This is a genomic window from Kribbella sp. NPDC004875 (assembly GCF_042873375.1).
GTDB lineage: Bacteria > Actinomycetota > Actinomycetes > Propionibacteriales > Kribbellaceae > Kribbella.
This window is the reverse complement of sequence record NZ_JBIALI010000001.1, coordinates 2,195,679-2,220,164: the sequence shown is the minus strand read 5'-3', so window position 1 is coordinate 2,220,164 and position 24,486 is coordinate 2,195,679. Positions and strand designations below refer to the sequence as shown.

23 protein-coding genes are annotated in these 24,486 nt (G+C 68.1%); 12 read left to right on the top strand and 11 right to left on the bottom strand.

Annotation, left to right across the window (positions count from 1 at the left end):
• Nucleotides 1-21: 21 nt before the first annotated feature.
• The 4 genes from ACFYRH_RS10870 to murQ all read left to right on the top strand — a co-directional run bounded on the left by ACFYRH_RS10870 (nt 22) and on the right by murQ (nt 4,899).
• Entirely contained in the window at nt 22-1,296 is a 1,275-nt protein-coding gene (locus tag ACFYRH_RS10870) for an exo-beta-N-acetylmuramidase NamZ domain-containing protein (RefSeq protein WP_387771458.1), read from the top strand.
• Nucleotides 1,293-3,017 carry a serine hydrolase gene (locus ACFYRH_RS10865; RefSeq protein ID WP_387771455.1) on the top strand — a complete coding sequence of 575 codons (1,725 nt, stop codon included), beginning with the start codon at nt 1,293-1,295 and terminating at the stop codon, nt 3,015-3,017. Before ACFYRH_RS10870 ends, ACFYRH_RS10865 begins: the two co-directional genes overlap by 4 nt.
• 36 nt (nt 3,018-3,053) lie before the next feature.
• Nucleotides 3,054-3,941: a MurR/RpiR family transcriptional regulator gene (locus ACFYRH_RS10860; RefSeq protein ID WP_387771452.1), complete on the top strand. Its 888-nt coding sequence runs from the start codon at nt 3,054-3,056 to the stop codon at nt 3,939-3,941.
• A gap of 67 nt (nt 3,942-4,008) precedes the next feature.
• On the top strand, nt 4,009-4,899 hold the full coding sequence (gene murQ, locus ACFYRH_RS10855) for an N-acetylmuramic acid 6-phosphate etherase (protein ID WP_387771449.1): 891 nt from the start codon (nt 4,009-4,011) through the stop codon (nt 4,897-4,899).
• On the opposite strand, the gene ACFYRH_RS10850 is transcribed toward murQ, so the two are convergent.
• From ACFYRH_RS10850 to ACFYRH_RS10830, 5 genes are all read right to left on the bottom strand, one after another.
• A complete protein-coding gene (locus tag ACFYRH_RS10850) occupies nt 4,896-6,059 on the bottom strand; it encodes a low temperature requirement protein A (protein WP_387771446.1) in 1,164 nt (387 codons plus the stop codon). The two genes, murQ and ACFYRH_RS10850, sit on opposite strands and share 4 nt — an antisense overlap.
• Nucleotides 6,060-6,198: 139 nt before the next feature.
• Entirely contained in the window at nt 6,199-7,650 is a 1,452-nt protein-coding gene (locus ACFYRH_RS10845; protein WP_387771443.1) for a ketol-acid reductoisomerase, read from the bottom strand.
• An 86-nt stretch (nt 7,651-7,736) separates the two neighbouring features.
• The gene (locus ACFYRH_RS10840) at nt 7,737-8,828 is read right to left on the bottom strand and encodes a Gfo/Idh/MocA family protein (RefSeq protein ID WP_387771440.1); all 1,092 of its coding nucleotides are present in this window, start codon (nt 8,826-8,828) and stop codon (nt 7,737-7,739) included.
• The gene (locus tag ACFYRH_RS10835; RefSeq protein WP_387771437.1) at nt 8,821-9,594 is read right to left on the bottom strand and encodes a ThuA domain-containing protein; all 774 of its coding nucleotides are present in this window, start codon (nt 9,592-9,594) and stop codon (nt 8,821-8,823) included. The genes ACFYRH_RS10840 and ACFYRH_RS10835 overlap by 8 nt, the downstream gene beginning before the upstream one ends.
• 18 nt (nt 9,595-9,612) lie before the next feature.
• Nucleotides 9,613-10,413: a carbohydrate ABC transporter permease gene (locus ACFYRH_RS10830; RefSeq protein ID WP_387771434.1), complete on the bottom strand. Its 801-nt coding sequence runs from the start codon at nt 10,411-10,413 to the stop codon at nt 9,613-9,615.
• A 110-nt stretch (nt 10,414-10,523) separates the two neighbouring features.
• On the opposite strand from ACFYRH_RS10830, the gene ACFYRH_RS10825 reads away from it, so the two are divergent.
• Nucleotides 10,524-10,781, top strand: a complete 258-nt coding sequence (locus ACFYRH_RS10825) for a hypothetical protein (protein WP_387771431.1) — start codon at nt 10,524-10,526, stop codon at nt 10,779-10,781.
• 46 nt (nt 10,782-10,827) lie between these two features.
• Here ACFYRH_RS10825 and ACFYRH_RS10820 read toward each other — a convergent pair whose 3' ends face one another.
• Both ACFYRH_RS10820 and ACFYRH_RS10815 read right to left on the bottom strand, forming a co-directional pair.
• Nucleotides 10,828-11,766 (bottom strand): carbohydrate ABC transporter permease, encoded by a 939-nt coding sequence (locus ACFYRH_RS10820; protein WP_387771428.1) that lies wholly within the window; start codon nt 11,764-11,766, stop codon nt 10,828-10,830.
• Nucleotides 11,767-11,771: 5 nt separating this feature from the next.
• Entirely contained in the window at nt 11,772-13,004 is a 1,233-nt protein-coding gene (locus tag ACFYRH_RS10815; RefSeq protein WP_387771425.1) for an extracellular solute-binding protein, read from the bottom strand.
• A gap of 160 nt (nt 13,005-13,164) precedes the next feature.
• Between ACFYRH_RS10815 and ACFYRH_RS10810 the strand changes: the two genes are divergently transcribed.
• Nucleotides 13,165-14,241 (top strand): LacI family DNA-binding transcriptional regulator, encoded by a 1,077-nt coding sequence (locus ACFYRH_RS10810; RefSeq protein WP_387771422.1) that lies wholly within the window; start codon nt 13,165-13,167, stop codon nt 14,239-14,241.
• Here ACFYRH_RS10810 and ilvY read toward each other — a convergent pair.
• From ilvY to rplM, 4 genes are all read right to left on the bottom strand, one after another.
• Nucleotides 14,153-15,001 (bottom strand): HTH-type transcriptional activator IlvY, encoded by an 849-nt coding sequence (gene ilvY / locus ACFYRH_RS10805; RefSeq protein ID WP_387771419.1) that lies wholly within the window; start codon nt 14,999-15,001, stop codon nt 14,153-14,155. The two genes, ACFYRH_RS10810 and ilvY, sit on opposite strands and share 89 nt — an antisense overlap.
• An 88-nt stretch (nt 15,002-15,089) precedes the next feature.
• A complete protein-coding gene (gene glmM, locus ACFYRH_RS10800) occupies nt 15,090-16,436 on the bottom strand; it encodes a phosphoglucosamine mutase (RefSeq protein ID WP_387771416.1) in 1,347 nt (448 codons plus the stop codon).
• A gap of 7 nt (nt 16,437-16,443) precedes the next feature.
• Entirely contained in the window at nt 16,444-16,965 is a 522-nt protein-coding gene (rpsI, locus tag ACFYRH_RS10795; protein ID WP_387771413.1) for a 30S ribosomal protein S9, read from the bottom strand.
• A gap of 35 nt (nt 16,966-17,000) precedes the next feature.
• On the bottom strand, nt 17,001-17,444 hold the full coding sequence (gene rplM, locus ACFYRH_RS10790; RefSeq protein ID WP_131286311.1) for a 50S ribosomal protein L13: 444 nt from the start codon (nt 17,442-17,444) through the stop codon (nt 17,001-17,003).
• A 285-nt stretch (nt 17,445-17,729) separates the two neighbouring features.
• Here rplM and ACFYRH_RS10785 point away from each other — a divergent pair, with 285 nt between their 5' ends.
• From ACFYRH_RS10785 to ACFYRH_RS10760, 6 genes are all read left to right on the top strand, one after another.
• The gene (locus tag ACFYRH_RS10785; protein WP_387771410.1) at nt 17,730-19,016 is read left to right on the top strand and encodes a citrate synthase; all 1,287 of its coding nucleotides are present in this window, start codon (nt 17,730-17,732) and stop codon (nt 19,014-19,016) included.
• Between the two features lie 121 nt (nt 19,017-19,137).
• Nucleotides 19,138-20,409, top strand: coding sequence for a phosphatidylserine/phosphatidylglycerophosphate/cardiolipin synthase family protein (locus tag ACFYRH_RS10780; RefSeq protein WP_387771407.1), 1,272 nt, complete (start codon nt 19,138-19,140; stop codon nt 20,407-20,409).
• Between the two features lie 93 nt (nt 20,410-20,502).
• Entirely contained in the window at nt 20,503-21,504 is a 1,002-nt protein-coding gene (locus ACFYRH_RS10775) for a LacI family DNA-binding transcriptional regulator (RefSeq protein WP_387771404.1), read from the top strand.
• A 52-nt stretch (nt 21,505-21,556) separates the two neighbouring features.
• Nucleotides 21,557-22,816 carry an extracellular solute-binding protein gene (locus tag ACFYRH_RS10770; protein ID WP_387771401.1) on the top strand — a complete coding sequence of 420 codons (1,260 nt, stop codon included), beginning with the start codon at nt 21,557-21,559 and terminating at the stop codon, nt 22,814-22,816.
• Nucleotides 22,813-23,664, top strand: coding sequence for a carbohydrate ABC transporter permease (locus ACFYRH_RS10765; RefSeq protein ID WP_387771398.1), 852 nt, complete (start codon nt 22,813-22,815; stop codon nt 23,662-23,664). The genes ACFYRH_RS10770 and ACFYRH_RS10765 overlap by 4 nt, the downstream gene beginning before the upstream one ends.
• Nucleotides 23,657-24,484 (top strand): carbohydrate ABC transporter permease, encoded by an 828-nt coding sequence (locus ACFYRH_RS10760; protein WP_387771395.1) that lies wholly within the window; start codon nt 23,657-23,659, stop codon nt 24,482-24,484. Before ACFYRH_RS10765 ends, ACFYRH_RS10760 begins: the two co-directional genes overlap by 8 nt.
• Nucleotides 24,485-24,486 lie beyond the last annotated feature (2 nt).

Here is a 24,486-nt window from a genome sequence, read left to right as displayed (position 1 = left end):
ATCCCTGCCCCAGGAGACCTCATGAAACGACGTAGTTTGCTCGCCGGCGCCAGTGCGCTCGCGGCCGCCCCACTGATCGACGTACCCGCGGCCCAGGCCGTGTCCAGCCGGAAGGTGCTGACCGGCGCCGAGGTGCTGGCCGCGGACGGCTGGCGGGCGCTGGCCGGTCAGAAGGTCGGCGTGATCAGCAACCCGACCGGGATCCTGCCGGACTTCCAGCACGTCGTGGACGTCATGCACGCGTCCGGGGCGGTCGACATCGTCGCCGTGTTCGGCCCCGAACACGGTTTCCGCGGCAGCGCCCAGGCCGGCGGCTCGGAGGGCGACCACGTCGATCCGCGGACCGGGATCATGGTGTACGACGCGTACGGCGCGAACGCGGACAAGCTCGCCGGCCTGTACGCCAAGTCCGGGGTGGAAACCGTTGTCTTCGACATCCAGGACGTCGGCGCCCGGTTCTACACCTACATCTGGACGATGTTCGAGGCGATGCTCGCCGCGGTCCGCACCGGCGCGCGGTTCGTCGTCCTGGACCGGCCGAACCCGGTCGGCGGCTCCGCCCGCGGCCCGATGCTGAAACCCGGCTACACCTCCGGCGTCGGCAAGAAGGAGATCCTCCAGCAGCACGGCATGACCGTCGGTGAGCTGGCCCGGATGTTCGACGCGGAGTACCTGCCACTGGAGCCGAACGGCGGCCGGCTCGAGCAGCTGACCGTGATCGAGGCGAAGAACTGGAAGCGCGATCAGCTGGCCGCCGACACCGGGGTGCCCTGGGTGATGCCGAGCCCGAACATGCCCACCCCGGACACCGCCCTGCTGTACCCGGGCCTGTGCCTGTTCGAGGCGACCAACATGTCCGAGGGCCGCGGTACGACGCGACCCTTCGAGCTGATCGGAGCGCCGTACGTCGACTACCAGTGGGCGGCGGCGCTGCAGACGAAGGAAATCCCGGGCATCGCGTTCCGCGAGGCGTACTTCACGCCGACCATCAGCAAGAACGCGAACGTCCTCTGCGGTGGCGTGCAGGTCCAGATCACCGACCCGCACCGGGTGGAGGCGATCCTGGCGGCGACCCACATGATCGTCGAGGCCCGTAAGCTCTACCCGGAGTTCACCTGGCGGGCGGAGACCCCACCCGGCCGGTGGATCGATCTGCTGACCGGATCCGATCGGTTCCGGACCATGCTTTCGGCCGATGCGACCGCCGAAGAGATCGTGGCAGCCTGGAAGTCCGAGACGGACGCCTGGACGGCCCGGCGGGCGAAGTACCTGCTCTACAAGGGGGCTCACCGATGAAGCGGTGGGCCGCGATCACGACGACCTCAGCGGTGATACTGACGATGGCAACCCCTGCCGTTGCTGGCAGCAACAACTCCGGCCGGTTCGACCACCCGTACGACGGTTATGCGCCGAAGACCACGCTGCTGCGCGACACCACCCCGGCGAAGGCCGGCCTGGACCCGGCGCCGATCGACGCCGCGCTGGCCCAGGTCGCCGGCTGGACGCAGCCGAGCGGGACGGCGAAACCGTTGTACGCCGGTGCCGTCACGCTGCTCGGCCACGACGGGAACATCGTCACCCGGACCGCCACCGGCCTGGCACTGAAGTACGCCGACGGCCAGGGCACCGAGCTGCCGCCGGACCAGCAGATCCCGATGCGCACCGACACGATCTTCGACATGGCCTCGGTGTCCAAGCTGTTCACGTCGATCGTCGTGCTGCAGCTGGTCGAGAAGGGCAAGGTCGACCTGGACGCGCCGATCGCGACCTACATCCCGGAATTCGCGCAGAACGGCAAGGAGACCGTCACCGTCCGGATGGCGCTCACGCACACCAGCGGATTCCCGTCCTGGCTCCCGTTGTGGAGCACGGGCAAGACCCCTGAAGAGCGGCTGCAGCTGGCGCTGACGGCGAAACTGCAGGACCCGCCGGGCACGAAGTACCTCTACAGCGACCTGAACCTGATCGCGCTCGGCGAGCTCGCGCACCGGGTCACCGGCAAGCCGCTCGACAAGCTGGTCGCCGACGGGATCACGAAGCCGCTGCAGATGCGCGACACCGGCTACAACCCGGACCCGAAGAAGAAGCCACGGATCGCCGCCACGGAGTACCAGAGCTCGCCACCGCGCGGGATGGTGTGGGGTTCGGTGCACGACGAGAACGCCTGGTCCCTCGGCGGTGTCGCCGGCCATGCGGGTGTCTTCAGCACCGCCGACGACATGGCGGTGCTGGCGCAGACGTTCCTGAACGGCGGCAGCTACCGCGGCGCCCGGATCCTCAAGGAATCCTCGGTCACCGCGATGATCACGAACTTCAACCAGGGCTTCCCCGGCAACGACCACGGCCTGGGCTTCGAGCTCAACCAGCGCTGGTACATGGGCGGCCTGTCCGGCCCGCGCACGGCCGGCCACACCGGCTACACCGGCACGTCGATCGTGATCGACTTCGACTCCCGCTCGTTCGCGATCCTGCTCACCAACCGCGTGCACCCGAGCCGCAACTGGGGCAGCAACAACCCGGCCCGCCGCGCCGTCACCCAGGGCCTCGCGCTCGCCCTCGGGGTCGGCCCGCGGCACGGCAAGGACGCCTGGTTCTCCGGGACCACGGACAACGCGACCACCACGCTGTCCACGAAGGTCGCCGTACCGCTGGGTGGCGCGAAGCTCGCGTTCGACCTGTTCGTCGACACCGAGGACACGGACCTGCTGTACCTGGAGACCTCCACGGACGGATCGACCTGGATCAAGGTGCCGTTCGCGGTCCGGGACCGGGGTTCGGTGATCGACACCGATGGCTCGATCAGCGGTTCGGGTGACCGGCACTGGCACCAGGTGACCGCCGAACTCGGCGCCGGTGAGCGGATGGTCCGCTGGCGGTACACGAGCGACCCGCTGTACCAGGGCCGCGGCGTGTACGTCGACGGTGTGAAGATCACGAGTGCGAACGGTGTTCTTCTCGACGGCGAACGAACGCCTGAATCATTTACCGCGACAGGTTGGAGACTTTCGCGTCGGTGATCCCATCTCGTGCATGGGCGCCGTACCGTGGCTGTCATGAATTCAACAACCTCTCCAGAACCCACGGGGCCGCTGCTGGTCCGGGTCCGCGCGGTGATGCCCGCGCTGGCGCCGGCCGAGCAGCGGGTGGCGAACGCGGTCCTCGCGGACCCGGGCGGAGTGGCGGCGATGACGATCTCCGAACTGGCCGAGGTGGCGTCCACCTCGGAGACCACGGTCATCCGGTTCTGCAAGCAGATCGGCGTTCCCGGCTATCCGCAGCTCCGCCTGCAGCTGGCGGCCCAGTCGGCGCAGGAGAGTGTCCGTCCGGAGGTCGGCGGGGACATCGAGCCCGGCGACTCGCTGGCGGACGTGGTCGGCAAGGTCGCGTTCGCCGACGAGCGGGCGGTCCGCGAGACCGCGCAGCAGGTCGACGTGGACACCCTGGCGAAGGTCGTCGACGCGGTCGTGAAGGCGCCGCGGGTCGATCTGTACGGCTTCGGCGCCAGCGCGTTCGTCGCGATGGACCTGCAGCAGAAGCTGCACCGGATCCGCCGGGTCGCGTTCGCGTGGAACGACGTGCACGTCGCGCTGCCCAGCGCGGCGCTGCTCGGTGACGGCGACGTGGCGATCGGCATCTCGCACACCGGCACGACGGTCGAGGTCGTGGAGGCCCTCGAGGAGGCCGCCAAGCACGGCGCCACCACGGTCGCGGTGACCAACTTCCCGCGCTCGCCGCTGGCCAAGACGGCCGACCTGGTACTGACGACGGCCGCGCGCGAGACGACGTACCGCTCCGGGGCGATGTCCAGCCGGATCGCGCAACTGACGGTGATCGACTGCCTCTTCATCGGGGTCGCCCAGCAGGTGCTGCCGGACGCCCGGAAGGCGCTCGAGGAGACCGCTACCTCGGTCCGCGGGCACCGGCTCAAAGGATCCGAGTGACGTCGTCCTGTTCCGTCAAAGATGAACGGAATTGAAAATCCTTCAGTAGAAAACTAACATCGATCCTGTGACCTCACCGACCGAGCAGCGCAACCCGAGGACGCTCGCCATCGATGCGGTGGGCACGTCCGAGATCCTCCAGATGGTCAACAACGAGGACGCCCGGGTCGCGGGCGCCGTCGGAGCCGTGATCCCGGAGCTGACCAAGGCCGTCGACGCCGCCGTCGAGGCGGTCCGTGGCGGTGGCCGGGTGCATTACTTCGGCGCCGGGACGTCGGGACGCCTGGCGGTGCTGGACGCCGCCGAGCTGCTGCCCACGTTCCACGTGCCGGACGGACTGGTGGTCGCCCACCACGCCGGCGGCATGGAGGCGCTCCTGCGCGCGGTCGAGAACGTCGAGGACTCCGAGCAGGGGGGCGCGACGGACGCCGCCGCGGTCACCGATCAGGACCTCGTCGTCGGCCTCGCCGCTTCCGGCAGCACGCCGTACGTCGCCGGTGCCCTGAAGGCCGCCCGCGCGGCCGGCGCGACCACCGTGCTGGTCACGTCGAACCCCGACGCCCCGCTGGCGCCGCTGGCCGACATCGTGATCGCCGCCGACACCGGCCCCGAGGTGATCGCCGGCTCCACCCGGCTGAAGGCCGGCACGGCGCAGAAGATGATCCTGAACGCGTTCTCGACCACGCTGATGATCAAGCTCGGCCGCACCTGGTCCAACCTGATGGTCGACCTGGTCGCCACCAACAAGAAGCTCCGCGGCCGGATGCTGCGGATCCTCGGCGAGGCCACCGGTGCCGACGAGGCCGCCTGCGAGTCCGCGCTGGCAGCGGCCGACGGCGAGCTCAAGCCCGCCCTCGTGCACCTGCTGACCGGCACCCCGATCCCCGCCGCCCGCGCGGCCCTGGAGACCGCCCACGGCCGGGTGGCGACCGCCCTCGCGGAGCTCGGCAACCCCTAGCCGCGCCGCGCTACCGGCGGACGCAGGACCAGGGTGACCACGATGGCCGCCATGAAGACCGCCGTGAGCGCGAACGGCACCGGGATCAGCGGATCCAGCAACACCAGCACAGCCCCCACCGGTACGACGACGTTCACCACGCGATCCGCGTTGTCCCGCAGGGCGATCCACCAGATCCCGAGGACGAAGACCGCGACCGGGATCGTCACCGTGTACGACGCGGCGACCTCGCTCAGCTCGGTGTGATGGGTGATGCGGTCGATCTGCACCTCGATACCGGCCGAGAACGCACCGGCCGCGGCGAACACGAAGTAGTGCACGTACCCGTACCGCAACGAGCGCGCGAACGACGTGATCGCGGTGTGGTGCGGCGGCCAGAAATAGATCCACCACATCGCGGCCGTGACCACCAGCGTCAGCACCGAGAGCGCGATCAGCGACCCGAGCTGCTCGTGTTCGTGCACCGCCTCGATGATCGCGTTCGCCGAGGCGAGCAGGCTCTCACCGAGCAGGATCAGCGTGAACAGGCCGTACCGCTCGGTGATGTGGTGCGGGTGCCACGGCGTCATCCCCTGCCGCTCGGCCACGACCGGTACCGCGAGCTCGGCGGCCACGAGCAGGATCAGCGCCGGCGCCTGGATCGCCTCGGGCAGGAGCAGCAGCACCAGCCACAACACCTGGACGATCGCGATCCCGCCGGCGTAGTACCGCGTGGCGCGCCGGCTCGAACCGGCCGAGTGGGACGCGCGCAACCATTGCGCGATCATCGCGACCCGCATCACGACGTACGCGAGGATGACGACGGTGAAGTCGTGCTCGGTGAACACCTTCTCGATGCCGGCCGCGAGCACCAGGACGCCGCTCATCTGGACGATCGTGAGCAGCCGGTAGAGCCAGTCGTCGGTCGCGAAGGACGTGGCGAACCAGGTGAAGTTCATCCACGCCCACCAGATCGCGAAGAACACCATCGCGAAGGACCGCAGGCCCTCGACGACGTGCCCCTCGGACAGCGCGTGGTGCAACTGGGACGCGGCGACGCTCACCGCCACCACGAACACCAGGTCGAAGAACAACTCCAGCGACGACGCCGTCCGGCCGGGCTCGTGCGGATCCCGCGGCCGCATCGGAACCAACCGCGCCCGCGTCATCTGAGAATTCATGCCCGCCAGGCTAGACGGCGGAGCGCCACGCATCCGGCATCTCGACAGTACGTATACGTCTACTACCTGTCGTCGCCACGCTCAGCCGGCCGCCGCCGCCCGCCAGATCAGGCGACACCTCCTGTCGAGCTGCCGATCGTCACGAGGTGACGGAGATGTCTACCGACGGGCGGAGCTCGGCGGCGGCGGCCAGCGCCTGGTGAGCGGGGTTGTCCAGGAAGCCCTTGATCAGCGCCGGATCGGCCGGGCTGTCGAGGTGCGGCAGGGCGATCTGCTCGTACGCCGCCTGGAAGCGCGGGCCCCAGCGGCGGGTGCCGAGGCGGGCGGTACGGGAGCAGTTGTCGACCATGTAGGCGACGTCGCGGGCGTGCATGTACGGGAGCAGCGAGTCGACCGCCTCGATGACCGACTCGTTGACGATCTCCGACCAGGCATGCCCACGCTCGGCGAACTCGTCGACCTGCGCCATCATGGTCGCCACGAACAACCCCGCGGTGAGCGGGTCGAGGACGGCGGGCGCCGTACCGCGGCGGGCCCGCACCTCGGCACCGTACGACCACATCGGGCTGCCGCCGATCTCGGTCATCGGGCGGGAGGCGAGCCGCTGCTCGGCCAGGATCACGCTCCGCAGCTCGGTGCCGTCGGCAACCTCGTCGTAGATCTCCGCGACCAGGTCCCGGGCCGGCCCGTACGCCGCGGAGTACGCCCGGTCGAACAGGTCCACGTCACCGGTCGCCGCCCGCACCGCCGCGAGCCCGTCGGTCGAGATCGTCCGCGCGATCGGCCCGGTGATCGCCTCGGTCGACCGTTCGTACGCCGTCACCGGGTCCGCACCGTCGATCCGGAAGTACCGGTAGAGCGCCTCCACCAGACCGTGCACCGCGCCGAGCAGGATCGCCCGCTCACCGACGATGTCCGAGCGGTACTCGTCGGCCAATGTGGTCGCGAACGTGTACGGCGAGCCGAGGCCGATCGACCATGCCAGCGCACGATCGCCTGCGTGCCCGTCCGGATCGGCGTGGACGGCGATACTCGCGTTGATCCCGGCCCCGTTCACCGTCGCGCCCTGCTGGTACAGGCGCCGTACCGAATCGCCCATCCCCTTCGGGCAGACGGCGATCACCGGGTGATCGGCCGGGAAAGCGCTCCCGGTCGCGGTCAGGTGCCCGAGCAGGAAACCGTGGGACAGGCCAATGGTCGCGCCGGGCTTGAGCCGCGCGAAGATCTCCTCGTGGTGCGCGGCCAGCGCGGCGTCGGCGACCAGCAGGATGACCAGGTCGGACGCGGCCGCGACCTCGAGCCAGTCCCCCAGCGTCCCGTCCGTCTCGCTGAACCCCTCGGCCCGCGCGTCCGCCACGGACCTCGACCCCGGCCGCAGGCCCACCGCGACCGTGATGCCGGAGCCGGCCAGCGAGTCCCGCAGGTTCAGCGCCTGCGCCCGCCCTTGCGGCCCCCATCCGAGGACGCCGATGCGCTCCACCCCGTGCAGCGCCGCCGGCAGCAGCGGGAACAGGTCCCGCCCGCCCCGCACGATCGACTCCGTGCCACCCGGCACGGTCATGGTCTCGACCCGAAACACCGAACTCTCCATGCCCCAAGTCAAAGGGCGGTGCGCACATTGCAGCAAGCGCAATGTACGCACCGCCCCGTTGCAGGATCTGAAAGGCCCTGAACGGCTCAGTCCTGCAGGCCGACTGCCTTCAGCGGATTCGGCCAGGCCTTCAGCGCCGCATGCAGCGCCGGGTCCTGGATCGTCGCCAGCGCCTCGTCGTACGCGTCGGTGATGACATCGGCGATCCGCACCGGTACGCCGGTGTTCGCGGACCGTACGGCGGCCTCCACCATCGCGATGCTGATCACGTTGGAATGCACCTCGGACTGCGGGGTCGTCGAGGACCGGACCGCGTCCACGAACTCCACGAGGGAGCCGGCGATCTCTTCCGGTTCGTCACCCAGTTCGGCCGGGAGTGCGTCGCCGGACTTGTGCTCCGCGATCGGGGCGTTGTCGCCGTCCCAGGTCGCCGTACCGCCCGGTGTACTGGCCCGCCAGCGGCCGTTCCAGGACGTCTCCAGGCCGTCCGCGCACCAGCTGCCGGTGAACGTGAAACGAGTGCCGTCGACGTACGTGAAGACCGCGGACGCGGCCGCGTTGCCGTCGAACCAGCTCCAGGACGGGTTGTGCGAATCGCAGTACACCGACACCGGCTCGGAGCCGATCAATTTGCGAGACAGGTCGAACTGGTGGATCGCCATGTCGACCAGGAGCGGCTCGGCCATCCGCTCCCGGAAACCGCTGAAGTGCGGGGCCTTGTAGAACTCGCAGGTCAGCGTGCCGATCGGGCCGAGCTCGGCGAGCTGCCGCTCGAACGCCGCGATCGCCCGGAAGTACCGGCGGGACTGCGAGACCATCAGCAGCTTGCCGGTGACCTCGGAGGCCGCGACCATGCCGAGGCACTCCCGGACGGTCTCGGCCAGCGGCTTCTCGCACAGCACCGGCAGCCCGAGCTGCAGGGCCCGCACACTCACCACCGGGTGCGCCTGCGGGACGGTCACGTCGATCAGCGCGTCGGCCTGGCCGGCCAGCTCGTCGATCGACGCGGCGACCGGGACGTCACCGAACCCGTGCTCGTCGGCCGCGGCCCTGGCCACGTCGACGTCCAGGTCGACGAGTCCGGCCAGGACGACGTCGGGGTTGGCGGCGATGGTGCGCAACCAGGCGCGGCCCATGCCGCCGGCCCCGGCCTGCAGCAGTCGCAAGGGTTCAGGCATCGGCAGGCTCCTCGATGGGTCCGGTGTACCCGTGTCCGTTGAAGAAGTCGCCGGTCTCGTAGCGCAGCAAGGTCGGTACCTTTCGCTCGGGCAGGTCGGTGCGCGCCCACGCGACACCGTTCGCGATCACCTTACGGACGTCCTTGTGGTGGTAGACCGGGTAGTCCTGGTCGCCCGGCGAGAAGTAGAAGATCTTCCCGTGCCCGCGGCGGAACGTGCAGCCGGAACGGAACACCTCCCCGCCGGAGAACGAGGACACGAAGATCAGTTCGTCCGGCACCGGGATGTCGAAGAACTCGCCGTACATCTCCTGCTGCTCGATCTCGATCGGGTGCGGGACGCCCTGGGCGATCGGGTGCGTCGGGTTCACCGTCCAGACCAGCTCGCGGTCCCGTTCGCTGCGCCAGCGCAGGGTGCACGACGTACCCATCAACTTGCCGAAGATCTTCGACCAGTGCCCGGAGTGCAGCACGACCAGCCCCAGGCCCGACAGCACGTGCTGGTACACGCGCTCGACCACCTTGTCGTCGACCTCACCGTGCGCGGCATGTCCCCACCACACGAGTACGTCGGTGCCGGCGAGCACCTCCTCGGTCAGGCCGTGCTCGGGTTCGTCGAGAGTCGTCGTGGAGACCTTTGCCTCGGGCAAGTTCTCGGCGATACCGGCGGCGATCGCCGAGTGCATGCCGTCCGGGTAGATCTCCCGGACGTGCGGCTCGACCTGCTCGTGGCGGTTCTCGCCCCAGACGAGTACACGAAGTGTCATCCGTTGTCCTTAAGGGTGTTATTTGACGGCTCCGCCGATGGCACCGGCGGCGATGTATTTCTGCGCGGCGATCAGCAGCACGATGGCCGGGATCGCCGAGAGCACCGCGGTCGCCATCACCGCGTTCCAGTTCTGCACCTGCGTGCCGAGGTACTGGTAGATCCCGAGCGTCACCGGCCGCACGCCGCCCTTGGTGGTCAGCGTCAGCGCGAACAGGAAATCGCTCCAGGAGAAGAGGAAACTGAACAGTCCCGCGGTGATCAGCGAGTTCTTGCTGATCGGCAGCACGATCGCGACGAACGCCCGGAACAACCCGGCGCCGTCCACCCGCGCCGCCTCCACCAGCGACGGCGGCAGCGAGAGCATGAACGACCGCAGGATCAGGATCGCGAACGGGATCCCGCTGCTGCAGTTCGCCAGGATCAGCCCCGGGACCGAGTTCAGCAACCCGATCCGTTCGTACGCCGTGTAGAGCGCGTTCGCGATCACGATCCCCGGGATCATCTGCGAGATCAGGATCGCCAGCAGCCCGATCGACACCCAGCGGGACCGGAACTGCGAGAGCGCGTACGCCGCCGGGGTCGCGATCGCCAGACTCAGCACCACCGTCCCGGCCGCGATGATCATGCTGGTGACCAGGTTTCCGCCCTGCTCGTCGAGCGCCCGGCGATAGCCGGAAAACGTTGGATGCAGCGGCAGGAAACCTGCCGTCAGCGTGTTCCCGGACGGCTGCAGCGACGCGTTCATCATCCAGTAGACCGGGAACAACATCACGCACAGGATCAGCAGACCGATCACGGTGTACGCCGTACGTCGCATCGTGTTCTCCCTTCTCTGCGCCAGTGACATGCGAGGTCGAAGCTGGTCACTGTCAATGAGCTCTGCCGACGAGTCCAGCGGCACCGGGTGAGGTCACGTAACCTCGTCCGATGGACAGCGATTGGACGGCTGACGAACCCCGGTCCAGGGCCGACGCGTGTCTCCTCTTCGGCTGTTTCGTTCCGATCGGCGCCGCCGTCGTGGGTTTTGTGACCTGGGTCGTCGTCGACCACTTCACCCCCTGCGACTGCGACGGTGAGCCCGATGCGGAGTTCTACGACTCGATGGCGGCGTTCCCGTTCGGCCTGCTCGCGTTCGCTGTCACGCTGGCGCTGTTCATCGTTGTCCTGACCCGTAGACGCCGCTAGAACTTGTCGCGGAAGTCGCCTGAGCAAGTGCATGGCCGCAACCGCCCTACTCGTCGACGGCACGCCGGGTGCCGCGCAGGTAGAAGATCGCGAACACGAACGAGATCGCGATCAGGATGTTGCTGAGCGCCGCGCCCTGGCCGAACCGGAAGTCGACGAACGACTTCTCGTAGGACTGGGTCGCCAGCGTCTGGGTCGCGTTCGCCGGGCCACCGCCGGTGAGGCCGAGGATGATGTCCAGCACCTTGATCGTGTAGACGACCCCGAGCATCAGCAGCACACTCGCGACCGACCGCAGGTTCGGCCAGGTGATGTACCGGAACGAGCGCCAGCCGGTGGCACCGTCCAGCTGGCCGGCTTCGTAGAGCTCGTCGGGGATCTCCGCGAGGCCGGCGTACAGCAGGGTCACGTTGAACGGGATGCCGATCCAGATGTTCACGCCGATCACCGCGATCAGCGCGACCGACGGCGAGTTCAGCCACGGCACCGGATCACCGATCAGGTGCAGCCCCATCAGGGTCCGGTTCAGGATGCCGCTGTCCTGCTCGAGGATCGACCGCCAGGTCGCACTGGACACGATCAGCGGCAGCAGCCAGGGCAGCAGGAGCAGCGAGCGCAACAGGCCGCTGAGCGGAAACCGGTTCCGGAAGAACAGCGCCAGCCCGAGCCCGATGACGAACTGGAACGCGATCGACCCGACCGTGAACAGCGCCGTGTTCAGCATCGCGTCCGCGAACAGCTTGTCGGTCACCACCGTGCTGTAGTTCTTCAGCCCGACCCAGGGCGCGACGCCGGTGAAGAAGGTCTTGAGCCCGTAGTCCTGCAGGCTCATCAGCAGGTTCTTCACCACCGGGTAGCCGAACAGCGCCACCATCGCCACCGCGGCCGGCAGCACGAACAGCACCTTGGTGAGGTTCTCGCCCCGGTGGTGCCGGCCGCGCACCCGCGCGCGGCCGGTCACCCTGGTCCGTGTGAGCGTCACCATGCCGATCAGCCGCCGGAGGCCTGCTTGAAGGCGTCCTGCGCCGAGGCCTTACCGGTCAGCGCCAGCTGGATCGCCTGGTAGATCACCTTCGCGGCGTCCGGCCACTTGTCGCCGAGCTTGCCGGTCCGGGCCCGGGCGGTCTTCACCTGTTCGGTGAACGCCTTCATCGACGGCACCTCCTTGACGTACTCGTCGAGCAGCGCGGTCTTGGTCGGGATGGTGAACCGGGCCTTCGCCCAGGCCAGCTCGTTCTCGTCGGAGTTCAGGCACTTCACGAAGTCCGCGGCCTTCTGCTGCTTGGCCTGGTCCTTGTTCAGCGGCACTGTCCAGGCCTCGCCGCCGAGCGGCGCGACCGGCGTCTGGTCGGGCTTGTTCAGCGGGAAGGTGACCACGTCCCACTTCACGTTCGGCGCCTTCTGCAGCGCCGGGATCTGCCACGGGCCGTTGATCATCATCGCGGCCTTGCCGGCCACGAACTGGTCCTTCACGTCGCCCTGCGTCCAGTTGATGACGCTCTTCGACGCGGACCCCGACTTCACCAGATCCACCCACAGTTGCAGGGCTTCCGCGACCTGCGGGCTGGTCAGGTCGGTCTCGTCGCCACCGTTGGTCCACATCGCCGGCAGGAACTGCCACGACCCCTCGTACGTCGCGTTCGCGTTGAACGCCATCCCGTACCGGCCGGGCTTGGTGAGCTTCTTGGCCGCGGTCTTCAGCTCGTCCCAGGTCTTCGGCGGCTGGACGCCGGCCTCCTTGAGCATCTCGGTGTTGTAGAACAGCGCGATCGTGTTCGTCACCGGCGCCAGCCCGTAGAGCTTGCCGTCGTACGACGTCGCGTCGGTCATGCCCTTGATGACGCCGTCGCTGCTCAGACCCAGGTCGTTCAGCGGCGCGAGCGCACCGGTCGCGGCGATCTGCTGCACGTCCGGGTTGTCGAGCATCAGGACATCGGGCAACGTCTTCGACGAGGCCTGCTGCAGCACCTTCTGGATCAAGGTGTCACCAGGCACCGTCTCCCGTTGAATGGTGATGCCGAGTTTCGACGCGCAGGAGTCAAGGCCCTTCTGCACCAGGGACTTGTCCGGCTCGTTGTTGTAGTAGTCCAGGACCGTGAGGCTCTTGACGCTGTCGCCGGACGACGAGGACGACTGTCCGCCGCCGTTGTCACCGCAGGCGACCAGCAGGAGCGACACCGTCGTCGCACCCGCCAGCACGGCGGCGATCCGCTTGCTGATCATGACATCGGACTCCTTCAAAGCGTTTAACCGATGGACGAAGAGAAGTGGGCTGCACTTGTGGATTGGGCGGTAAACCGCTTAACTGAGGCGTTGAAGGACTATGTTCCCTACGTCACATCGCTGTCAAGGGTTCAGCATCGTCAGAGGGGGAGGTCGGTCGATGGTCACGATGCGGGACGTCGCTCAGCGGGCGGGGGTTTCGATCGCGACCGTCTCGTTCCTGCTGAACGACACCAAGCCGGTGACGGCCGCGACCCGGGCACGGATCGAGCAGGCGATGGCCGAGCTCGGATACCGCCGGAACGTGGTGGCCCGGGCGCTGGCGAGCCGGCGTACCCACATCGTCGCGATGGCGTACCCGGCGCTCGAGCACCGGTTCGGGATGTCGACCTCGGAGTTCTTCACCAGCGCGGCCGAAGCGGCCCGCAAGGAGGACTACCACCTGGTGCTCTGGCCGGTCGGGAACGACGGGGTCGAGCTGCGCGAGCTGCTCGGACAGGGCCTGGTCGACGGCGTCGTCCTGATGGAGGTGCAGCTGGACGACCCGCGGGTCGACGTACTACGGCAGTCGGGCACCCCGTTCGCGTTGATCGGCCGGACGACCGAGCTGGCCGGGTTGTCGCACGTGGACATCGACTTCGACACGACGGTCGAGAACGCGGTCAAGCACCTGTACGACCACGGGCATCGGCAGCTCGCGTTGATCTCCGGGGATCTGGACGATCCGCGGTTCCATGACTACGGCCCCTGGGTCCGCACCGAGGAGGCGTACCGCCGCGTCGCCGCGTCGTACGGGCTCCCCGTGGTGGTGCTGCCCTGCTCCGACACCACCCAGGCCGGCAAGGCCGCCGCCGAACAGCTGCTGGCCGAGCATCCCGAGACGACGGCGATCCTGGTCCTGAACGAGTACGCCGCACTCGGGGTGGTCTCGGGTCTCAAACGCGCGGGCCACGACGTCCCGGGCGACCTCTCGGTCCTGTCTCTCCTGATGGTCCCCGAGACCGCGGCCATGACCGAACCCGAGCTCACCATGATGCGCACCCCCGGCCCCGAACTGGGCCAACTGGGTACCGAGGCGCTGCTACGTCAGCTCGAGGGCGACGCCCCACTGCCGCCGCAGCTCGTGCCCGCGAAGCTCGTCCCCGGCGCTACTGTCGGTCCGCCTCGCTCGCCAGGTTCCACAAAGCGGCGACCAGCGGGCGGTGCAAGTCGGCGCGGCGGACGCAAAGACCGATAGTCAGCGGGTCCAGATCGGCCGGCATCTCCACGAGCTGATCGCGCACCGCCGACGACTCGAGCACGAGCCGCGGTACGACACCGGTCCCACATCCCAACGCCACCAGGGCGAGCAGCGCCTCGTGGCCGGTGGGTTCCGCGGCGATCGCCGGCTTCACCCCGGTCTTCCGGAACCAGCGGTACGCCGCCTCGCGGACGAGCCCGCGCGCGGGGACGACGTACGGCATCTCCGCATCGCCCGAGCGGGCCCGCACCAGAACGAGATCCGTGACGGCAACGGTGCGCGTGACCATGCTCTGCGGTAACCGGCGCGGGATGCCGGCGACCGCCGCGTCCACCTCACCCTCGTCGAGACGAGCCAGCGCCGCGGCCGCATCACCCGTGCGGATGTCGAGGCGGATCTGCGGATGCGCCGCCCGCAACGGCGCGAGCAGCTCGGGCACCAACGTCTGGCACGCGGTAACGGTCGCGAAGATCCGCAGCTCACCGCTCAGCCCGCCCGGCTCGGCGGACCCGGCGCGATAGTCCGCCCACAGCTCCAGCGCCTGCTCGGCGTACGTCGTGAAGCGCCGCCCCTCAGCCGTCAGCACGACGCCCCGCGGCCCACGGTCGAGCAGCTGTCCGCCGGCCCGCGTCTCCAACCGCTGGATCGTCCGGGTCAGCGTCGCCGCACTCACGTGGCACTCCAGGCTGGTGCGCCCGTAGTTCAACGTGCGCGCCAGATGCAGAAAAAGCTCGAGCTCCCGATACTCGGTGCTCACCTCACCTCACCTCACGCTCCCTCACCAGCCCTGGTTGTTGGGAAACAAATTGCCGCCGACCGGCACTTTGTTTCCCAACAGTCGAGCTTCAGAGCTTGAGGGACGAAGCGACCACTTCGGCGAGCGAGTGGGCGATTTCGTGGGCCGTGTCGGAGGACTCGGCTTCGACCATGACCCGGACGAGCGGCTCCGTGCCCGAGGGGCGGAGCAGGACGCGGCCGGTGTCGCCGAGGCGGGTGGTGGCTTCGGTGACGGCGGACTGGACCGTCGGGTCGGTGCCCGCGCGGTTCTTGTCCACGTTCTTCACGTTCACCAGGACCTGCGGGAGGCGGGTCATCGCGCCGGCCAGGTCGGCCAGGCTCTTGCCGGTCTGGGCGACCCGGGCGAGCAGCATCACCGCGGTCAGCGTGCCGTCGCCGGTGGTGGCGTGGTCGGACAGGATCACGTGCCCGGACTGCTCGCCACCGAGTTTGTGGCCGCCGGCCTTCATCGCCTCGAGCACGTACCGGTCGCCGACCTTGGTCTGCTCGACCGCGATCCGCTCACGGACCATCGCCTGCACGAAGCCCAGGTTGCTCATCACGGTCGCGACCACGGTGTCGTTCGACAAGCGGCCGCTGTCCCGCATCGCCAGCGCCAGCACCGCGAGGATCTGGTCGCCGTCGACGAGCTCGCCGTTCGCGTCCACCGCCAGGCAGCGGTCCGCGTCACCGTCGAGCGCGATGCCGACATCGGCACGGTGCCCGACCACCTCGCGCTGCAGTCCCTCGATGTGGGTGGATCCGCAGTTCAGGTTGATGTTCAGGCCGTCCGGTGCGGCGGCGACCGTGATCACCTCGGCCCCGAGCCGGCGCAACGCCTCCGGCGCGGTCTGCGAGGCGGCGCCGTTGGCGCAGTCGATCACGACCTTCAGACCGTCGAACCGGTTCGGCGCGGAGCGGACCAGATGCGAGACGTAGGTCTCGAAACCCCGCCCGTCATCGGTCACCCGGCCGACGTCGGCGCCGGTCGGCCGCTGCCACTCCTCGCCCATCCGGGCCTCGATGGCGTCCTCGATCACGTCGTCGAGCTTGATCCCGCCACGGGCCAGGAACTTGATGCCGTTGTCCGGCATCGGGTTGTGGCTGGCGGACAGCATCACGCCGAGGTCGGCGCCGGTCGAACCGGTCAGGTGCGCGACCGCGGGCGTCGGCAGGACGCCGAGCTTGATCACGTCGACGCCGGCGCTGGCCAGACCGGCCACCACGGCGGCTTCCAGGAACTCACCACTGGCACGCGGATCCCGGCCCACAACGGCGCGCGGCCGGTGCCCTTCGAAGGCACCGGCCTCGCCGAGTACGTGAGCTGCCGCGACCGAGAGGTCGAGCGCCAGCTCCGCGGTCAGGTCCACGTTCGCCAGGCCACGGACTCCGTCCGTGCCGAACAAACGCCCCATCAGGTGATCAGCGCTTGCTGTACTGAGGCGCCTTACGGGCCTTCTTGAGACCGGCCTTCTTACGCTCCTTGATCCGCGCGTCGCGGGTGAGCAGACCGGCCTTCTTCAGACCCGGGCGGTTGGCCTCGAGGTCCGCCGCGTTCAGGCAGCGGGCCACGCCGAGCTGCAGCGCACCGGCCTGGCCGGTGATGCCGCCGCCGTTGATCCGGGCGATCACGTCGTACGAACCCTCGAGGCCCGCGACGACGAACGGCTCGTTCACGTGCTGCTGGTGGACCTTGTTCGGGAAGTAGACGTCGAGGTCCTTCCCGTTGATCTTCCACTTGCCGGTGCCCGGGACGATCCGGACGCGGGCGACGGCCTCCTTGCGGCGACCAGTGGCGCCGGCCGGGTTGATGACCGCGACCCGACCCGTCTCGGCGCGCTGCTCCGGAGCCGGGTTGGTCTCGGAGGTGTAGGCGACCGGGCCCTCGGTGTCTACGGGGACCTCGGGGTCGAACTCTTCGGTCTCGGTGGTGATGTCGCTCACGCTGTGAATCCTCGTTTACCTGGTTCGTCGATCGCTTACTGGGCGATCTGGGTGATCTCGAACGGCTTCGGCTGCTGCGCCGTGTGCGGGTGCTCCGGACCGGCGTACACCTTCAGCTTGGTGAGCAGCTTCCGGCTCAGGCGGTTCTTCGGCAGCATGCCCCAGACGGCCTTCTCGACGGCCTTGCGCGGGTCCTTGTCGAGAATCTCACCGATCGGCGTGGCGGTCAGACCACCCGGGTGACCCGAGTGGCGGTACGCCAGCTTGTCGGTGCGCTTGGTGCCGGACAGGGCCACCTTGGAGGCGTTCACGACGACGACGAAATCCCCGCCGTCGACGTGCGGCGCGAACGTCGGCTTGTGCTTGCCACGCAGCAGAGTGGCGATCTGGACGGCGAGCCGACCGAGCGTGACGTCGGTGGCGTCGATCACGTGCCACTCACGAGTGACGTCAGCAGGCTTCGGGCTGTACGTGCGCACGGTCGTTGACCTTCGTTTCTCAGAGATTGAACAAACTGGACGTCGGCGAGCGGTCAGCCGACACGGCAGTGCCTGTAACGGACCTGGAACGCACAACAGCAGCCCAGAATACCGGCGCCAGCACGTGTGGGTCAAAGTGAGCACACACGCCGAGGGGACCCCGGCTTGGAAGCAGCTGGGGACCGCACTAGTTTAGCGGTGAAGATTGCAGTCCAGACCCGCGTCCCGCCGGCTGATCTACCCTCATTCATCCAGGCGATGACGCCAGCTTCCGAAGAGGGCATCGTGACCGAACAGTCGCTCACCGTCCGGGACAACCGGACCGGCAAGGACTTCGACCTTGCCATCACCGATGGCACCATCCGTGCCGCAGACCTCAAGCAGATCAGCGCATCCGACGGCGACGGTGGCCTGGCCACCTACGACCCCGGTTTCGTCAACACCGCGTCCTGCCGCTCCTCCGTCACCTTCATCGACGGCGACAAGGGCATCCTGGAGTACCGCGGCTATCCGATCGAGCAGCTCGCCGAGCAGTCGAACTACCTCGAGGTGGCCTACCTCCTGGTGAACGGCAAGCTGCCGAACAAGGCCGAGTACGAGGCCTGGGCACACGACGTGACGTATCACACGTTCGTGCACGAGAACCTGAAGACCTTCATGCAGGGCTTCCGGTACGACGCCCACCCGATGGGCATGCTGCTCGCCTCGGTCGGCGCGCTGTCCACCTTCTACCCGGAGTCCCGCGACATCTTCGACGAGGAGTCCCGGGCGCTGCAGATCCGGCGGCTGATCGCGAAGATGCCGACGCTCGGCGCGTTCGCGTTCCGGCACGCCCAGGGCAAGCCGTACGTCTACCCGGACAACGAGCTCAGCTACACGGCGAACTTCCTGTCGATGCTGTTCAAGATGAGCGAGCCGAAGTACGCCGCCGACGACCGACTGGTGCGCGCGCTGGAGATCCTGTTCATCCTGCACGCCGACCACGAGCAGAACGCGTCCACGAACGCGGTCCGCGCGATCGGCTCGACCCAGGTCGACCCGTACACCGCGGTGGCCGGCGGGATCGGCGCCCTCTACGGCCCGCTGCACGGCGGCGCCAACGAGGCGGTGCTGAAGATGCTGCGCCGGATCGGCGGCATCGAGAACGTGCCGTCGTTCATCGAGGGCGTGAAGAACGGCGAAGAGCGGCTGATGGGCTTCGGCCACCGGGTCTACAAGAACTACGACCCGCGGGCGAAGATCATCAAGAAGGCCGCCGACGACGTCTTCGAGGTGACCGGCATCAACCCGTTGCTGAAGATCGCCGTCGAACTGGAGAAGATCGCGCTGGAGGACGAGTACTTCGTCTCCCGCAAGCTCTACCCGAACGTCGACTTCTACTCGGGCCTGATCTACGAGGCGCTGCAGTTCCCGCCGGAGATGTTCACCGTGCTGTTCGCGATCCCGCGGACCTCCGGCTGGCTCGCGCAGTGGCTGGAGATGCTCGGCGACGGCGACCAGAAGATCGCCCGCCCGAAGCAGATCTACACCGGCGAGCGAGGCGTCCAGTACGTCCCCATGGGCGACCGCTGACCCGACCCCGAACGGCCCCCGACCATCCGGTCGGGGGCCGTTCCGCTGTTCAGGGTGGAAAGTTTCCGGCACTATGGCATGAGTAGTGAACATCCTTCTGATCGCCCCACAGGAGGTTCTCATGCGACATGCCTTGCTCGTTCCGCTCGTATTGCTGGCCGCGCCGGCGGTTACTCCGGACGCTCCCGCCGTACCTGATCCGGTGGTCGGGCACGCGGTGTTCAACGACCCGGCCGGATCGACCACCCAGCAGAACGCCATCCAGGTCCAGCTCGCCGGCCTGATCGACCGGGTGCCGGCCGGTGAGGAGATCCAGGGATCGTTCTTCGGGTTCGACCCACCGGACACCGCCGACACCGCGACCGACCCGGACATCGTCGACCGTCTGATCGCCGCGCACGACCGCGGCGTCCTGATCAAGCTGATCGTCGACCAGAAGTCCGCCACCACCGCCGCCACCAACCGGCTCCGGACCGCGCTGGGATCCGCCGACGACAAACCGTCGTACGTCGTGGACTGTGCCGACAAATCACCCGCCGGAACAATCCGCGGCTGCATCGCCACCAGGGTGAAGCAATGGTCGGACGGGCCCGTGACGCCGTACAACCACAACAAGTTCTTCACCTTCTCGAAGATCCTCACACGCAACGGCACCGAGGTGGGCTCAGTCGTCTACCAGGCGTCGGCGAACCTCGGAATCTGGGACCAGAACGAGGCGTACAACAACGCCCTCACCTACTCGGACCCGAAGACGTACGCCGCCTACCGCACGTACTTCTCCGACCTGCGCTCCTACCGCTCCGTGCCGGCCGGAAACAACAACTACTACAAGGATTCCGGCAGCGGCACGGACTACCGCGTCTTCTTCTTCCCCCGCCAGGAACGCGCCGGCCAGCCGTTCGACGACCCGGCGACGGACACCGTCTACAACAGCCTCGGCTCGGTGCACTGCACCTACACAGAGCCCGACGGCTCACACCACCAGACCGACGTCCGGGTCGCGATGTGGGACTTCAACCGGCCGGCGATCGCGCAGCGACTGGCCCAGCTCCGCAAGGACGGCTGCTGGGTGGACATTGTGCTCACGAACGCCAACGACGCGGTGATGACCGCACTGAAGTCGGCGCCGGTACAGATCACCCGCTGCAACTACAACGTTGCCCCAGGCCTCGACATCCGGGTGCACTCGAAGTACCTGCTGATCGACGGCGGGTACGACGACGACATCGTCCCCCGGGTCTTCACGGGCAGCCACAACTTCTCGTACTCCGCCCTGCGGCAGGCCGACGAGTCGATGGTCCGGGTGATGGGCCGCACCGTGCACGACGAGTACGTGGCGAACTTCTGGCACATCCGCGACACCTGCCGCGCCAAGGGCGGCGCCGTCACCTGAGATCGGCCGGCCCCGCCCGAATGGTTAAACTCTACTGAATTAACCAACATAAGGGCATTGACCGCCTCGTAGGCCCAGGTTAATGCTTTCACCATGAGTTCGGAAGGGCGTACGACGCTTCGTGACGTGGCCGCGGCCGCGGGAGTGTCGGTGGCCACGTGCTCGTATGTCCTGAGCGGTCGCGCGGACCGGACCACGCCGCTGCCGGAGCCGACCCGGAAGCGGGTCGAGGACGCGGCGAAGAAGCTCGGCTACAAGGGCAACACCGCGGCGCGGAGTCTGCGGCGGCAGCGGTCGGAGCTGATCGCGATCGTCTACGCGCCGCCGGTCGGGCCGTGGCTGGACCGGCTGACCTGGGAGTGCGAGGACGTCGCGGCCGCCCGCGGCTACTCCGTCATCGGCGTTCCGGTACGGCGCCTCGACCGCGCCGCGCAGTCGCTCCGGGTCATCACCCGCGGCCACGTCGACGGCGCGATCTTCTCCCCCGGCCTGAGCGACGAACTCGACCTGACCGCGGCCCGGCGGTCCACCCGGGCGCTGATGGCCTTCAGCGACACGCTCGAACTCCCGGGTGTCGACGTGGTCCGCAACAACGCCCGATCGGCGCTCGCGGAGGCCACGGCGTACCTGATCGAGGGCGGGCGGGAGCGGATCGCGTTCCTGTCGCACACCGGCGCGCAGGACGACCGCTACCTGGGGTACGTCGACGCGCTGCACGCCGCCGGCCGTGAGGTCGACCCGAACCTGGTCCGGATCGGCGCGGCGTCCCGGGAGGACGCGGTGCTCGTGGTCCGGGAGCTGCTCGACACTCCCAACCCACCGGACGCGATCGTGTCCGAGTCCGACCGTGGTGGGTTCGCCGCCCTGCAGGCCGCCGTCGACCGGGGCGTCAAGGTGCCGGACGACCTGGCCGTGATCGGTACCGGCAACACCCGCGAGGCGTCGTACTCACTGCCGCCGCTGACCAGCGTCGGTATGCACCAACTGGACTTCACCCCGATGGTCGAGGCGCTGTTCGCCCGCATCGACGATCCGCAGCGCCCGGCCCGGGAACTCTCGATGCCCTGGGTGCTGAACCGCCGCGCCTCCGCCTGACTCCCCCACCACCCTCCCCATCCCCTGAACCCCGCCGTTCGAAAGGTTTGTCATGCCCTCCGTCAACCGCCGCTCGTTCCTGCAGCTCGGTCTCGGCGCCACCGTCCTGGGTGCTGTCGGTGCCACCGGGTGCTCGCCCGCCAAGCCCGCGTCGAAGAAGGCCGACAGCCGGACGTTCACGATCTACTGGAACGCCGGGCACGGCTACCAGGCGTACAAGGAGGTGATCGACCAGTTCGGCAAGGACCACGACCTGCAGATGAACTGGCAGAAGTTCCAATGGCCGGACCTGACCACCAAGCTGACCGCGGACTTCCGGTCCGGCAACGTGCCCGATCTGGTCGAAGAGGTCAGCGCCGGCACCGGGACGCAGTACGGGCTGGCCGGGAACGTGCTCGCGCTGGACGACTTCGCCAAGGAAGACAAGGCTTTCGGATTCCCGGACGACTTCCTGGACCAGGCGGTGGTCGCGCGCCAGTACGAGGGCAAGACGTACTCCGTCCCGCTGCACCTCACCGCGAACGGGCTCGTGTTCTACAACAAGCAACTGGTGCCGACGCCGCCGACAACCTGGGACGAGTTCCTCGAGATCGCGAAGTCGACCACCAAGGACAAGGTGTCCGGCTGCTCGCTGAACTCGGACGCGAGCTACGCGGCGCCGTACTACAACCAGCAGAAGGTCGGCTTCAGCGACGCCGCGGCGAAGCAGTTCATGATGCCGTCGGACGGTGCGCTGAAGGCGATGCAGTGGCTGCAGGACCTGATCTACACCCACAAGGTCTCCCCCGCGCCGGTCGCGACCACCGACTACTCCGGTCCGCAGAAGCTGTTCTCCGCGAAGCGGGCCGCGATGTTCGTGTCCGGGCCGTGGGACATCGGCCCGATCCGGCAGGGCAGTCCGGACATCGACCTGGGCGTCGCCGTGCCGCTGACCGGCACGGTGCAGTCCGCCGCGATGGCCGGCTCCGGCCTGATGATCCCGTCGAAGGCGAAGGACCCGAAGCTGTCCTGGGAGCTGATCACCAAGCTGGCGGACGTGAAGGTCGAGCTCGCCGCGACCAAGGAAGCCGGCATGTCGATGCCGCGGAAGAGCTGGGCGGCCGACCCCGCGGTCACCGCCGACCCGGTGCTCGCCACGATCGCGAAGTCCCTGGCCGTGGTGGCGAAACAGGACATCGCGCTGTCCGCGAGTGGCAAGGCCGCGCAGATCAACGAGCTCTGGAAGAAGGCGTACCAGCAGATGGTCATCCAGCACGCCCCCGTCGGGCAGACGCTGGACGACTTCCGCAAGCAGGCCGAGGGTGCCCTGTGATCCGTCGCCGGCAGGCGCTGACCGCGTGGCTCTTCCTGACGCCGGCAGTGCTGTTCTTCGTCCTGTTGTTCTTCCTCCCGATCGGCAACCAGTTGCTGACCGGCGCGTACGACGCCGATGGCGTCTCGTTCGTCGGGTTCGGCAACTTCACCCGCGCGTTCGGGGATCCCGAGGTGCTGCACTCGTTCGTGATCACGCTCGTGTACGCCGCCGGCACCTTGATCGCCGGTACGGCGGTGGGTCTCGGCCTCGCGGTGATCCTGAACCAGTCGTTACGCGGCCGCACGGTCTTCCGCTCGATCCTGCTGATCCCGTACCTGACGTCGGTCTCGATCATCGGCCTGCTCTGGCGGAACATCCTCGACCCGCAGGTCGGCATCCTCAACCGGTTGCTCGAGGCAATCGGTCTACCGGGCCAGACCTGGCTGAGCACACACCCGCTGGCGACGATCATCGGTATCACGGTGTGGTCGAGCGCCGGGTACACGATGGTGCTGTTCCTCGCCGGTCTGCAAGGCATCCCAGGCCTGTACTACGAGGCCGCGCGGATCGACGGCGCCGGGCCGTGGCGGCGGTTCTTCGCGATCACGCTCCCGCTGCTCGCGCCGACCACGGTGTTCGTCTCGATCATCGGCCTGATCAGCACGCTGCAGCAGTTCGCGCTGCCGTACATCGTGACCGGCGGCGGTCCGGGCAACGCGACCTCGCTCTACGCGCACCGGTTGTTCATCGTGGCGTTCAACGACAACGACTTCGGGTACGCGTCGGCGCTCTCGCTGTTGCTGCTGGTCGTCGTCCTGATCCTGTCCCTCGTGCAGCTGCGGATCGGAGACCGGGCCGATGCGTGAACGACTCTTCCCGGGCGACCGCGTCGCGGCGTACGTCGTCCTGGTGGCACTCGGCCTGGTGACGGTGCTGCCACTGCTCTACATGATCGTGCTCGCGCTGCAGAGTGACGGCGAGGTGCAGTCCGGCGACCCGGTGCTGTGGCCGGAGCACCTGCAGTGGCAGAACTTCACCCGGTTGTTCGACGCGGCCCCGTTCGGGCGGTTCTTCGTGAACAGCTTCGTGATGGCCGGCGCGATCACGGTCTCGCACCTGATCTTCGATCCGCTGGTCGGCTACGTCTTCGCGAAGCTGGACTTCCCCGGCAAGCGGATCGCGTTCGTCGCGGTGCTGTCGACGCTGATGGTGCCGTTCTTCGTCCGGATGCTGCCGATCTACTCGATTTTCGCGAGCCTGGGCTGGATCGACAGTTATCAGGGCCTGATCGTGCCGTTCCTGATGGATGCCTACGGCATCTTCTTGATGCGGCAGTTCATCAAGCCGCTGCCGGACGAGCTGATCGAGGCGGCCCGGGTGGACGGCGCCGGCGAGTTCCGGATCTACACCCGGGTGATCCTGCCGCAGTGCAAGCCGGCGATGGCCGTGCTCGGCCTGTTCACCTTCGTCTTCCAGTGGAACGAGTTCCTCTGGCCGCTGATCGCGACCAGCCGGACCGAGATGCGCACGCTGCCGATCGGGCTGACGCTGTTCAACCAGGAGTACTTCACGCAGTGGAACCTGACCGCGGCCGGCGCGCTGATCCTGTTCATCCCGACTGCCCTCTTCTTCGTGGTGACGCAGAAGTTCCTCGTCGAGGGCATCGCCCTGTCCGGACTGAAATGAGA